Genomic DNA, 13010 nt, shown 5'->3' on the forward strand with positions numbered 1-13010 from the left:
TCAATAGAAATATGAGCAGATTAGATTCAAAAATTCCAGCAGGTCCGCTAAAGGACAAGTGGAAAAATCATAAAGACCATATGAACCTTGTGGCGCCCAATAACCGCGACAAAATTGATATTATTGTGGTAGGGACAGGATTGGCGGGAGGTTCTGCGGCGGCGACTTTGGCGGAGCAGGGCTATAATGTGAAGGCTTTCTGTTATCAGGATTCTCCTAGACGGGCGCACTCTATTGCGGCTCAAGGGGGGATTAATGCGGCTAAAAATTATCAAGGGGATGGGGATTCCACCTATCGTCTTTTTTATGATACGATTAAAGGAGGAGATTACCGGGCCAGAGAGGCTAACGTTTACCGCTTGGCAGAGGTTTCGGCTAATATTATCGACCAATGTGTGGCTCAGGGAGTTCCTTTTGGGCGCGAGTACGGCGGACAGTTGGATAATCGTTCGTTCGGAGGTGTTCAGGTAAAGCGGACGTTTTACGCTAAGGGACAAACCGGGCAGCAGCTTCTTTTGGGGGCTTATTCTGCAATGAGCCGTCAGATTGGTAAGGGGCGCATAAAGATGTACAACCGTCACGAAATGATGGAGTTGGTGATTGTGGATGGTAAAGCTAGAGGGATTATCGCCAGAAACTTAGTGACAGGGGAGATTGAAAGGCATTCGGCGCACGCCGTGGTGATTGCTTCCGGAGGGTATGGTAACGTTTACTTCTTATCTACCAATGCGATGGGATCGAACGTGTCTGCGGCTTGGAAGATTCATAAGAAAGGGGCGTATTTTGCCAATCCTTGTTTTGTTCAGATTCACCCGACTTGTATTCCGGTTCATGGGACGCAGCAGAGTAAGCTGACGCTGATGTCAGAGTCGCTTCGTAACTCGGGAAGAATTTGGGTACCTAAGAAAATTGAAGATGCGGTGGCTGTTCGTGAAGGAAGGCTTAAACCGGAAAATATTAAGGAAGAAGACCGGGATTACTATTTGGAAAGAAGGTATCCGGCATTCGGAAACCTTGTGCCTAGGGATGTCGCTTCCAGAGCGGCTAAGGAGCGTTGCGATGCAGGATACGGTATCGAGAATAACGATACGAAAGAAGGGGTATTCTTGGATTTCTCCACCGAGATTATGAAGAAAGGAAAAGAGGCAGCTTTGGAGAGAAATATTCATAACCCGACTCAGCAGCAGATTTACGATCTGGGTAAGGCTTGGGTGGAAGAGAAGTATGGTAACCTTTTCGTGATGTACGAAAAAATTACGGCGGACGATCCTTATGTAACGCCGATGAAGATTTATCCTGCGGTACACTACACGATGGGTGGGGTGTGGGTTGATTATAACTTGCAGTCGACTATTCCGGGGTGTTTTGTGATTGGAGAGGCTAACTTTTCGGATCACGGGGCGAATCGTTTGGGGGCTTCTGCGCTTATGCAGGGATTGGCTGACGGGTATTTTGTTTTGCCTTACACGATTGCGGATTACCTTTCTGCGGATATCCGTACGGGGGCGATTCCTACGGATTCTCCGGCGTTTGAGGAGGCTGAAAAGTCCGTGAGAGATCGGATTAATTTCTTTATGACCAACAACGGGACGCATTCGGTGGATTACTTCCATAAGAAGTTAGGAAACATCATGTGGAATAAGGTTGGTATGGGAAGAACTCCGGAAGGTTTGAGAGAAGCGATTAAGGAAATCGAAGAAGTAAGAAGAGAGTTCTGGCAGAATGTGAAGGTTCCGGGAGAAGCCGATGGAATGAATCCTGAGCTTGAAAAAGCAGGAAGAGTTGCGGATTTCTTGGAATTGGGTCAGCTTATGGCGATGGATGCACTTAACCGTGAGGAATCTTGCGGTGGGCACTTCCGTTGGGATCATGCGACAGAAGAAGGGGAAGCTAAGAGGGATGATGTAAACTTCAAGTATGTGGCTGCATGGGAGTATAAGGGCGAGGATATTAATGCGGAGGTGATGCACAAGGAAGATTTGATTTACGAAAATATTGAAGTGAAAACCAGAAGCTATAAATAAAGGATAATGAAAGTTTTAGATAGAACACTATTATTTGGAGCTTTGGTTTTGGGACTGCATTCTTCATTGTCGGCTCAATCAATAGAGGCTCCTTCTGATTGGAAATTTGAAAATGCAGATAAACCAAAAAAAGAAAAATAATCTCCAAAAACAGTAAAGAAAATGAGTGCAAAAAAAGGACTTAATCTGACTCTGAAAATTTGGAGACAGAAGAATAATAAAACGAAAGGGCAATTCGAAGTGTATAAAATAGCCGATGTTTCTCCGGACTCTTCTTTTCTGGAGATGCTGGATATGCTGAACGAGAACCTTGTGAACGAGGGGAAAGAGCCGGTGGCTTTTGACCACGACTGTCGTGAGGGGATATGCGGGATGTGTTCGTTGTATATCAATGGGCGTGCGCATGGTCCGGATACGGGGATTACAACGTGTCAGCTTCACATGAGGATGTTCCGAGACGGGGAGACCATTACCATTGAGCCTTGGCGAAGTACGGCTTTTCCGGTAATTAAGGACTTGGTGGTTGATCGTAGTGCGTTCGACCGGATTATGGCGGCGGGCGGCTTTGTTTCCGTTAATACTTCGGGGAATACTTTGGATGCTAATGCGATTTTGGTACCGAAAGAGGACGCGGATAAGGCGATGGATGCGGCAGCATGTATCGGTTGTGGGGCTTGTGTGGCGACTTGTAAGAACGGTTCGGCCATGTTGTTTGTAGGGGCTAAGGTTTCTCAGTATGCTTTGTTGCCTCAGGGACGTGTGGAAGCCAAACGCAGAGTGTTGAATATGGTGAAGGCGATGGATGAAGAAGGCTTTGGAAACTGCTCCAACACTGGTGCTTGCGAGGTGGAATGTCCGAAGGGAATTTCCTTGGAAAACATCGCCAGAATGAACCGCGAATATATGGCGGCTTTGGTGGATAAAGGATAGGATTCACTGGGGTTAACGCCTTTTTGATTGAATTTAAACCGCTTTCGTTTGTGAAGGCGGTTTATTTTTTTTAGGCAAGTAATTCTTTTTTGGGGGATATTTTTAGGAATAGTCGATATTTTGGGGTGGTTTTTCATGTTAATCTTTTCACAATTTTCGTCAAATCGTTTCGTTTAAAAATTTGAAAATCTTATTTTTGCTCGGTATTAAAAACAAACAATGAAAAGATATTTGTTAGGGTTATTGATGGCGATTTTCGCCGTTTCTTGTTCGGATAAGGTTACGGTTAAGGGGACGATTTCCGGAGGTTCTCCTTTGGAGCGTGTCGAGGTAATAGAAGCATCGGGCGTTGGGACGTTGCCTTTGGTTAACATGGGAGTGGATGCCAAAGGGCAGTTTTCGGGAGAGTTTAAAGCACCGAAAAACGGAATGTATGTGCTGACTTACGGTGGGGCTTCCACGATGCTCTATCTTAAAAGGGGGCAGACGTTGGAGCTTTCGGGCAAGGCGATGATGTTTCCTTCGGAGATGACCATTACGGGAGAGGCTAAGGCGAATAACGACTTTCTTAAGGAGGCTCAAAAAACTTTTGAGGCGTATGCTTCTAAGATTGATATGAAGCAGTTGCTTTCCAAGGACGAGTCTTCTTTCCTTAAGGAATTCGAGAAGATACAGAAAGACATTGAAAAGGCTTTGGGTGAAACGGCTAAAAAGTTGAAAGCAGACCGGGAAGTTTTGGATTATAAGGTCGAAGAAACCAATGCTCGTTTGATGGGGCTTTTGGATGCTTACAAGGAGCAGCATGGGGGGCTGACGGGGAAGAATAACTTTACCGTGTCTAAGGATTTTGTGGCCTTCCAAAAGAAGATGGAGAAGAATGACGACAAATGGATTCGTAATTTCCCGATGTATAGGGACTATAAGTTGGGGAAACTCCAGTCGGATTTTCAGAAATACGCTTCGTCTCTACCTCAAAACCCTAAGGAGCAGCCTCTTATGGCAGAGGTTTTTGCGGACTTTTTGAAAACGAGGAAGGATTTATCTCAAACGGCTAAAGATTATTTTTACGCTTATGTTTTGGCGCAGTCCGATCTTAATTTCATGAATACGAAGCATTACGACAAGCTATCCAAATTGATAGACGAAACGATTTCGAATGCGGGAGTTAAGGCGGATTTGAAGGAATTGCAGAAGGTGTTGATGGGCTTTAAGGCCGGGACGAAGCCGGAGCTTAAGTTGACGGATGCGAAGGGGAATGCATGGGGATTGTCGGACTTCCAAGGGAAGCCTACGGTGGTGGTTTTTTATGCTTCATGGAATCCTAATATAGCTTTAACGACTGTTCCTTCGCTAAGGGATGTAACGACGCTTTACCGTGGGAAGGCGGATTTTGTTTACGTGAATTTAGACGATACCAAAGCGCAGTTTGAGAAGACCAGTGCGGCGCTTTTGAAAGGTTTTTCTGGGGCGCATTATTGGGTGGAAGGCGGCATTGATTCTAATGCAGCCAAGGCGTTTGGTCTTTATGGGTTCAAACTTCCGAGCTATGTGGTTTTGGATAAAGACGGTCGCCTTTACGGACGTCCTTTCTTTAATCTGAACGATCCGGAATTTGGGGAAACCATGGCTAAATTGACGGGCGTTAAGGCGCCGAGTGCAAAACTTGAGTTGCCGGGGTATTTGGGTGGAGAACCCTTGGAGGTGGAAAAGGTTGAACCTGCGCCTAAAACCGAATAACTTACCGATAGAATGACAAGCCTCATCGTCTGATGAGGTTTTTTTATGATAAAACCTTAATTTTGCAAACGACTTATTCGTTTGTTATTTAATCATTACGCAATCAATTTGATGTCCAGAAAGAAAAAGAATTTTATTTTAGAAAATATTACGTTGCTTAGTGCGGGAGCCAAAGGGGTTGCCGTGGGACGAACCGAGGAAGGCAAAACCGTTTTGGTTTCGGGGGCGGTACCGGGGGATGTGGTTCATGCTCGGGTAAAGAAGTCCAGGTCCAAATACTATGAAGCTGAGGCTTTGGAGATTGTTCGTCCGTCGGCTTTCAGGGTGGCGCCTCGCTGCGTTCATTTTGGGGTTTGTGGGGGCTGCAAGTGGCAGAATCTTTCTTACGAGAAGCAATTGGAGTTTAAACAAAACGAGGTGGAGAACAATATCCGTCGCATTGGTGGGATTGAGACGTTTGAGACGCTTCCTATCTTGGGGTCGGCTCAGCAGTACCACTACCGCAATAAGATGGAGTTTTCTTTTTCCAATGCCCGTTGGCTAACGCCGTCCGAGGTGGATTCTTCCGAATCGATTGAGGATCGGGATGCGTTGGGGTTTCATATTCCGGGGATGTGGAGTAAGATTTTGGATCTTAAGGAGTGTCATTTGCAGGAGGATCCTTCCGATGAAATCCGCTTAGCGGTTCGGGATTACGCAAAGGCGAAAGGTTTGGATTTTTTTGATGTTCGTAATCAGGAGGGCTTTTTGCGTACTTTGATGCTTCGTCAGAACAGCCGGGGCGAGTGGATGGTTCTTTTCCAGTTTTACCGTGAAGAGCGGGCGCATCGGGAGGGGCTTTTTGAGATGCTTTTGGCTCGTTTTCCTCAGATTAAAACATTGGTGTATGCTATTAATGCCAAGGCGAACGATTCGATTTACGATTTGGATATTCAGGTTTACTACGGTGAAGGGTATTTGATGGAGGAGATGGACGGACTTGAGTTTAAAATCGGTCCTAAATCGTTCTTTCAGACGAATTACCGTCAGGCTTTGGAGCTATACCGTAAGACTTTAGAGTTTGCGGATCTTCAGGGGGACGAGGTCGTGTACGATCTTTATACGGGTACGGGGACTATCGCGCAATATGTGGCCAGGAAAGCCAAGCAGGTGATCGGAATCGAGTCGGTTCAGGAGGCGATTGATGCGGCGGAGGCTCATGCGAAGCTCAACGGGCTGTCGAATACGTCTTTTTATTGTGGCGATATGAAGGAGGTTTTCACGGAGTCGTTTTTGGCGGCTCATCCCAAGGCGGATGTTTTGATTACCGATCCTCCGCGGGACGGAATGCACCCTAAGGTGGTGGAGCAGATTTTGAAACTCCTGCCGAAACGAGTGGTTTACGTCAGTTGCAATTCGGCGACGCAGGCGCGGGATTTGGCTTTGATGAAACACCGGTACCGTTTGGTGAGGATTCTTCCGGTGGATATGTTTCCTCAGACGCATCATGTGGAGAATATTGCTTTGTTGGAGCGGCTGGAGGACTCTCAGGATGAGGTTTAGCGTGTGGTTATGGATGAGATTGGGTCAGTTATGAGATATTTAGTTGTTTTTTTGTTGCTTATGATGCTGGGCTCTTGCGGCTCGGACGATGATATTTGCGTGAGCGGGGAAGCCACGCCTCGGATGAAGATTTTGTTTAAAAAGGCTTCGGATGGCAAATTGACTCGTTTGGATCGGATTATTGTGGATGCGGATTATGGGTCGGGTTTGACGAATGTGGTCAACCAGATTTCGGCGGATTCGGTTTTGGTTCCTCTTAAGGTGGATCGTAGTTCGTATACGGATCTTTACATTAGGACTTCGGCTTCGGGGGATACGGCACGGGTCAGAGTGAATTATTCTGGGGAGGCGCAATATGTGTCGCCGGCTTGTGGGTTCAAAAAACTTTATCGGGAGATTTCGGTGGATTTGCAGAAAGCAAATCCGGTAAGCGCTACCGAATTGGTTCAAAAAGAAATTATCAATGAAGATTACGTCCATCTTTATCTTTTGTTTTAGTTTGTTTTCGGTTTTTTCTTGGGGGCAGGACAGTTTGCGTGCGGCTCGGGGCTATGTTCCGAACGTAATGGTGGGGGTGGATGTTCTGAATGCGGGGATTGGTTTTTTTTCTGATCGAAAGATGGTTCAGGGGTTTGTTTCTTCCAAGATTCGCAAGGATATTCACGCGGTTGTGGAGTTGGGGTATGATAAAAACGTTTACCGTAAGAACGGGTATGATGCTCGGATTAACGGTTGGTTTTTGAAGGCTGGCGGGTTCTATATGCTTTCGAGGGATTCGGAAAACGATTTTAACGGGTTTTACGCGGGGCCGAAAATCGGGGCTTCGTTTTATTCGCAAACGTATGCTCAGGTTCCGGTTCGGGGGCGTCAGAGTGGGGATGCCTACCTTAGTTTTGATGCTTCTTCCCAGTCTTCGTATTGGCTGGAAGCGGGGATTGGCGGCAGGGTTCAGCTTTTTGAAAGTCCTTTTTATATTGACGTTGGCGTGCAGCCGCGGTATCTTTTGTACACCACGAAACAGAGTGGGATGCAGCCGATGGTGGTTCCGGGGTTTGGTAAATCTTCCGGGAGGTTTGCGGTGGGCTTTGCTTGGAATGTGGCTTATCGTTTTTAACGGGCTGCATAAAATTTGATTTTTTTCGTTTCTTACTTTAGGAGATTTTTTAAGAATAGTTTGAAGGATGGGATACCGGTGGACCATTTGGTTTTTTTTATTTTTGGGAAGCTGGTTTGCTGCGCAGTGGAGGCCGGTTTTGAGAGCGGAAACGATGAAGCCCTTGGAGGGGGAGGCCTGTTATGTGCTGGATGTTTCTGCGATGAAACAGTTGCTTTCGGGAGCTTCCGAGACGGGGCGTAAGGCTTCGGGGGTGGAGATTCAGCTTCCTACTCTGGAGGGACGGCTGGAGCGTTTTGAGGTTTACAGTTCTCCGGTGGTGGCTCCTTCTTTGGCGGCGGCTTATGGTTTGGGCTCTTATGTAGGGCGTGGGAAGGATGATCCGGAGAAATACCTTCGTTTTAGTCTTTCGGGGGACGATTTTCAATCCATGATTATTCGTCGTGGAGAATATCAGTTTATCGAGCCGTTGGGCAAAGGACAGGCGGTTTACGGGGTGTTTAAGAAGACGGGGAAGACGGGGCTGGTTTGCTCTGTGGAAGAAAATCCGGTGTCGAGGGCACAAGTGGAGCGTTTTTGGAAGGCTAATAAATCGCTTTCTAACCAAGCGACGGAATTTTCCAGGTTGTCGGATCGTAAATTTAGGACACTTCGTTTGGCTCTTTCGGTTACGGGGGAGTACACGCAGTATTTTGGGGGTGTTTCTCAGGCTTTGATTCAGATGAATGCAACCTTAACTCGTGTTAATGGGGTTTTGGAGAAAGATTTAGCGCTTCGATTGGTGATTCAGGACTTTCCTGAGTTGATTTATACCGATCCGTCGACGGATCCCTATTCGGAGGCGTCTAAAGGGGCTTCAGGAGTTTGGAGTACCGAATTGCAGAATACCCTTACGGCGACCATTGGCAATGCGGCTTACGATATTGGGCATTTGTTTGGGGCTTCGGGGGGCGGTGGCAACTCGGGATGCATTGGCTGTGTGTGCGAGGATAATACGGTGAAGGACGAACTCAATAAGGGGTCGGGCTTTACTTCTCCGTCCGACGGTCGTCCTTTGGGGGCGACTTTCGATATTGATTTTGTAATTCATGAACTGGGGCACCAGTTGGGGGCATACCATACGTTTTCGCATACGATTGAGTCTTTTTCTTCCAATGTAGAGCCGGGATCGGGATCTACGATTATGGGGTATGCGGGCATTACCAATGCGGATGTCCAGCCGCATTCGGATCCTTATTTTCATTCGCTGAGTCTCTCTCAGATTCAGTCGGTTTTGGCGGCTAAATCATGCGCGGGGGAGAAGCTGGTGTCGAACTATCCTCCGGTAATTTCGCCTTTGGCGGCTTATACGATTCCTAAATCCACTCCTTTTGTTCTCACGGCCACGGCCACGGATGTGGAGGGGGATCCTCTCACTTACGTTTGGGAGCAGGTGGATGCGGCTACTTTTAGAAATACTTCTGTAACGGGGACTAATGTGGATGGGGCATTGTTTCGTTCGTGGCTGCCGGTGGCGGAGGCGGAGCGTTACTTTCCTAAACTTTCTTCGGTCATGCAGGGGCGCCTTACGGTTCCGGAAGACTGGGAGACGGTTTCCCATGTAGCTCGGCCGATGCATTTTCGGGTAACGGTGAGGGATAATCATCCTTTGGCGGACGAACAACAGACGAGCTATGAAACGCAAACGATAACCGTGGGCGGGGACGGTCCTTTTAAGATTAATCTTTCCGAGGGGGCTAATTTTTATGCGGGGCAGTCTAATGCGCTTGCTTGGGAGGTGGCCAATACGGTGGGGGCGCCTTATCGTGTGGCGAATGTGCGGGTATCTTATACGGTGGACGGTGGCGGGCATTGGACGGTGCTTTTGGACGAGGTGCCGAATAACGGTTTGGCATCGGTGGTTTTACCGCAGGCGTTGCTGGGGACTTCGTCGTTGCAGTTTCGGGTAGAGGCTTTGGGGAATGTGTTTTATGCGGTTTCGCCGAAAGTTAATGTGGTGGATGGGAATGCTTGTTTGGCATCTGTGCCTTCGGGCTTGCAGGTTAGTGGGATTTCTTACGACTCGGCGGTGGTGTCTTGGGGGGCACTTGCGGGGGTGAGGGGGTATGTGCTGGAGTACCGTCGGGAGGGCGATGCGCTTTACACTCCGATTGAGGGGAGCATCGCTTCGGTTACGCTTTACGGTTTGGAGAGCGGCGCGCGCTACGAGGTGAGGGTGAAGAGTATTTGTCCTTTGCAGGAATCGGCTTATTCGGAAGGGGTTTGGTTTACAACCTTGGCTTCTCGGGGATGTGTTTCTTCGTCCACCAGTGGGGTTTCTGAATACATAGGGCGGGTAGAACTTGGGCGTTTTTCGGTTTCTTCCGGGGCATCCGAATATACGGATTTTAGTACGACGCCTTACCGCTATATGCATCTCAACAAGGGGGAGAGTTTGCATAGTCTTCGGGTAACGCCGAAATGGGCGGTGGAGGTGATGCCGGTTTCGGTTTCGGCGTGGGTGGATTTTAATGGGGACGGGGTTTGGACTTCGGACGAAAAAATCATGGCGGCGGTGTCCAATGGCGAAGCGGTGGTTTCGGCTTTTTCGGTTCCTGAGGGGGCTTTGGTGGGGGAACAAGGAGTTAAAATGCGGGTGGCATTACGCTCGGGCACTGAGGAGGCCCCGGTTTGCGGGGTTTTTGATTTCGGAGAGGTGGAAGACTACCTTGTGGTAATTTCGGATCAGGTGCCTTATTATGGGGCGGGGATGGTGGCGTATCCTAACCCTTTTTACGATGAGATTAATGTGTCTAATGTACCGGATGGTACGGGGTATCGGTTGTATGATGCTTCGGGACGGTTGGTGGCTTCGGGGACGGTGATTTTGGGAAAATTGGATTTTGGTTTTTTGATTCCTGGGGTTTATCTTTTGGCAGTGGAAGGACGAGGTACGTTGAAGATAATGAAAGAGCACTAAAACCGCTTTGGGAGATGAAGCAGTTACGGTAAGAGCTTTGAAAAAAGGGATTCTTTTTCAGAATCCCTTTTTTTTATTTGGTTGTTGTGGTTGTGGTTGTTGTTGTTGTGGTCGTGGTTGGGTTTGGGCTTGCGGTGGGGTTATTCAGGGTGATCCACAGGCTTTTTTCGATGTTTTTCAGCGAGCTGTATTGGGAATTGCATACGTTGCTGGTGAGTTGGTACTCGCCTTTTTGCACGACCACAGAGTTTTGTCCTTTGGAGGGGACGGCCAGGTTGTAGGATTGGTCTTTGCTGTGGATGCGGACGATCATGTTGCAATCCGAATTGTTTTGCACCAGCAGGATGGCTTCTTTTTTATTGATGTCTTGGTCGAATAGGGTATTGAGGAGTTGAATGGTTTTGGAGGTTTTGGCGTCGGAGGTTTCGGCCATTAGGCGTTTGAATTCTTCGGCTTCGTCCGAGGTGGGGTTGGCGAGGACGGTATCGGGGATTTCGTTGATGATGGGTCTGGCGGCCATGGGTTGGTGGGTTTCTTTTCCTTTGGTCCAAGCTTCGTTTTTCAGGGTGATGAGTTTGGATTTTAGGATGTTTCGTCTGGGGTCGTGGGGGTGGGCGGTTTCCAGGAAGCGTTCGATTTCTTGGATGTCGGTGCTTTTCAGGATGTCTTGTTTTTTGTTTTTCTGGGCCGAAAGGGTTAGGCAGCTTAGGCAAAGGAAAAGAAAAATAAGTTTTTTCACGGTAAAAAAATATTGATGTTGGGACAAAAGTACGTGTTTTTTTTCAGACTTTAAAAAGGCGGAGGCTAAGGGGTTTTGGCATAATTTTGAGTTGGCGTAGGGGTGGAAATCAAAAAAAATAGGGGGCAAACTCTTGTGCATGTCCTCATAGTTTTCTACATTTGGCTCGTTATGCTTTTGGGACCCAATCACATCCGAAAAAACGAAAAAAAACAACCGAAAAATTTGGTGGTTTCGGATAATCGTGTAAACACACACACACACACACACACACCACTTACGTCCCCTAAGTCCTTATAAAAGCGCGCAGGCACGTGTAGCTTACAAAAATTTTCCGGAAAAACCAACGGCACTTTATTTTTTTTGGGCTTTGGTTTTAGGCGTTGTTTTGAGGAATCTTATTTCTCAAAACAACGCTTTTTTGGTTTCTGCCTTTGTGGTCGTTTTGGCCGTTAGTCTTTTTCCTTTTTCGAAAAAATCATTTTTAATACTAAATCCCAAGCTAAAAGCCCTTCTTTGTTTTCATAAGTTAAAGGTTAAGTGTATCGGTGCTTTTAGCCGCCGGAAGGCCGCCCCATGGCTTTCCGGCTTTCTTGCAAAACCCTTCGACTCCTACAATAAAACAGTGCAGACGTTCATGCCCAAGACTTTGTTCTTTGGTTTTCCGTCTAAAATAAAAGCGGAGCCACAGGCTAAAACGGGTCTTGATCGTTTGGTTCTTTGGTTTCAAGACAAAAGAACGAAGAACTTTCGACGCGAGTCGAAAAGGTAAAGCGGCTTATTTACCCCTTTGCTTCTTTTCGCTTCGCCGAATCCTAAAAACAATTTATAAGAACAAACTTAAAAAGTAATATGATGATGAAAAAAACGACATCTTTCGCTGTTTTGGCTTTTTTAGGCCTTGGCAGTTACGCCTTCGGGCAGAACGACGGGCGTGTGGGGATTAACACGACCACACCGGGAGCGACCTTAGAGGTTGCCCCGAATGAAAATCTTCCCAAAGAGCGGGCGAAGGGACTTCTCATTCCCCGATTGACTTTGGAAGCCGTGTCCCACATGACCTTGACGCCCGACCAGCACTCGATGCTGGTGTTTGTGAAGGACGTGAACCTCACCGGCGGTATGGGAGGTGGCAAGATTACGGGGATTACCGATGTGGGGTATTATTACTACAGCCAAGAAACTTCTTCGGATCCCGGCACTTGGGTCAAGCTGAATGCAGGCGTGCCTTTCAGCCTTCCTACCGGTACGGCGGACGGTCAGGTTTTGACTTGGGACGCTGCTACCAACCAATACGTTTGGCGGACTAAAACCACCCTTTACGAAGCCGACGGTACTTTGGCGACCGACCGCACGGTATCGAATTTAGACCGCAAACTTACCATCACGGGCGATGCCCAGGTGTTGATTACGGGCGGTAACCGTTTGGGGCTTCGGGTGTCCGATGTCCACCACTCGGCGGTGGCGCAGTTGGGTAAAGATTCGGGCGAAACGGGCGGGGTGTTGTTCCCTACTTTAGCCGAAGCTGAAAAAGCAAATATCACCTCTCCAAAAGAAGGGTTGATGATTTACAACAGCGATAAGCATTGTTTGGAGATTTACACCCTTGGGGTGGGTTCGGTTCCCGAGTGGCGTTGCGTGTCAAACGCGGCGGTTAATGTCAGTGTGTCGTTTGATGCCTTCGAGGGCAGTTATGTTACCACGCAAGCCTTTGATGCGGCGAATGTCGTTAAGTTTTCGGTCACCAACAACTCGTTCAACTCTGTGGGACCGTTAGACTTTAGTGCTGCGGTAAGTTTAAGCGGTACACCTGCGGAGGTGGCCAATGGGCTTACGGTAGTGGGAGATTCTAACACAACGAATGTAACCATTACCCCGGGGCAGTCGCGTGTGCTGACCTATAAACTCTCGGGAACCCCCACTGCGGCAGGGACGCTCACGGCGAACTTCAGCCGTTTGGGCTTA

The 13010-nt window shown here is 47.9% G+C and carries 10 protein-coding genes; 9 read left to right on the plus strand and 1 reads right to left on the minus strand.

Going from position 1 to position 13010, the window contains the following annotated elements; all coding sequences use genetic code 11:
* The first annotated feature begins 11 nt into the window (after positions 1-11).
* The 8 genes from VQ048_RS05540 to VQ048_RS05575 all read left to right on the plus strand — a co-directional run bounded on the left by VQ048_RS05540 (position 12) and on the right by VQ048_RS05575 (position 10306).
* Positions 12-2024, plus strand: a complete 2013-nt coding sequence (locus VQ048_RS05540) for a fumarate reductase/succinate dehydrogenase flavoprotein subunit (protein WP_327610698.1) — start codon at positions 12-14, stop codon at positions 2022-2024.
* 6 nt (positions 2025-2030) lie between these two features.
* Positions 2031-2165, plus strand: coding sequence for a hypothetical protein (locus tag VQ048_RS05545; RefSeq protein ID WP_327610699.1), 135 nt, complete (start codon positions 2031-2033; stop codon positions 2163-2165).
* Positions 2166-2186: 21 nt separating this feature from the next.
* Positions 2187-2954, plus strand: a complete 768-nt coding sequence (locus VQ048_RS05550) for a succinate dehydrogenase/fumarate reductase iron-sulfur subunit (protein ID WP_327610700.1) — start codon at positions 2187-2189, stop codon at positions 2952-2954.
* Between the two features lie 219 nt (positions 2955-3173).
* Positions 3174-4691, plus strand: a complete 1518-nt coding sequence (locus VQ048_RS05555; RefSeq protein ID WP_327610701.1) for a TlpA family protein disulfide reductase — start codon at positions 3174-3176, stop codon at positions 4689-4691.
* A gap of 111 nt (positions 4692-4802) precedes the next feature.
* Positions 4803-6233 (plus strand): 23S rRNA (uracil(1939)-C(5))-methyltransferase RlmD, encoded by a 1431-nt coding sequence (gene rlmD, locus VQ048_RS05560; protein ID WP_327610702.1) that lies wholly within the window; start codon positions 4803-4805, stop codon positions 6231-6233.
* A 30-nt stretch (positions 6234-6263) separates the two neighbouring features.
* Positions 6264-6731, plus strand: coding sequence for a DUF6452 family protein (locus VQ048_RS05565; protein WP_327610703.1), 468 nt, complete (start codon positions 6264-6266; stop codon positions 6729-6731).
* The gene (locus VQ048_RS05570; protein ID WP_327610704.1) at positions 6697-7347 is read left to right on the plus strand and encodes a DUF6048 family protein; all 651 of its coding nucleotides are present in this window, start codon (positions 6697-6699) and stop codon (positions 7345-7347) included. The genes VQ048_RS05565 and VQ048_RS05570 overlap by 35 nt, the downstream gene beginning before the upstream one ends.
* A gap of 67 nt (positions 7348-7414) precedes the next feature.
* Positions 7415-10306 carry a reprolysin-like metallopeptidase gene (locus VQ048_RS05575; RefSeq protein WP_327610705.1) on the plus strand — a complete coding sequence of 964 codons (2892 nt, stop codon included), beginning with the start codon at positions 7415-7417 and terminating at the stop codon, positions 10304-10306.
* Positions 10307-10379: 73 nt separating this feature from the next.
* Here the strand turns inward: VQ048_RS05575 and VQ048_RS05580 are convergent, their stop codons facing one another.
* A complete protein-coding gene (locus tag VQ048_RS05580) occupies positions 10380-11045 on the minus strand; it encodes a DUF6759 domain-containing protein (RefSeq protein ID WP_327610706.1) in 666 nt (221 codons plus the stop codon).
* 852 nt (positions 11046-11897) lie between these two features.
* On the opposite strand from VQ048_RS05580, the gene VQ048_RS05585 reads away from it, so the two are divergent.
* On the plus strand, positions 11898-13010 hold a 1113-nt coding region (locus VQ048_RS05585; RefSeq protein WP_503619820.1), incomplete at its 3' end, for a phage tail-like protein.

The sequence above is a fragment of the Bergeyella anatis genome, from assembly GCF_036016955.1.
GTDB lineage: Bacteria > Bacteroidota > Bacteroidia > Flavobacteriales > Weeksellaceae > JAYWXI01.

Excerpts from the sequence above, each read along its gene's own strand:
- VQ048_RS05545 (WP_327610699.1), top strand. The coding sequence starts at position 2,031 with ATGAAAGTTTTAGATAGAACACTATTATTTGGAGCTTTGGTTTTGGGA.
- VQ048_RS05575 (WP_327610705.1), top strand. The coding sequence starts at position 7,415 with ATGGGATACCGGTGGACCATTTGGTTTTTTTTATTTTTGGGAAGCTGG.
- VQ048_RS05555 (WP_327610701.1), top strand. The coding sequence starts at position 3,174 with ATGAAAAGATATTTGTTAGGGTTATTGATGGCGATTTTCGCCGTTTCT.
- rlmD (WP_327610702.1), top strand. The coding sequence starts at position 4,803 with ATGTCCAGAAAGAAAAAGAATTTTATTTTAGAAAATATTACGTTGCTT.
- VQ048_RS05565 (WP_327610703.1), top strand. The coding sequence starts at position 6,264 with ATGAGATATTTAGTTGTTTTTTTGTTGCTTATGATGCTGGGCTCTTGC.
- VQ048_RS05570 (WP_327610704.1), top strand. The coding sequence starts at position 6,697 with ATGAAGATTACGTCCATCTTTATCTTTTGTTTTAGTTTGTTTTCGGTT.
- VQ048_RS05550 (WP_327610700.1), top strand. The coding sequence starts at position 2,187 with ATGAGTGCAAAAAAAGGACTTAATCTGACTCTGAAAATTTGGAGACAG.
- VQ048_RS05540 (WP_327610698.1), top strand. The coding sequence starts at position 12 with ATGAGCAGATTAGATTCAAAAATTCCAGCAGGTCCGCTAAAGGACAAG.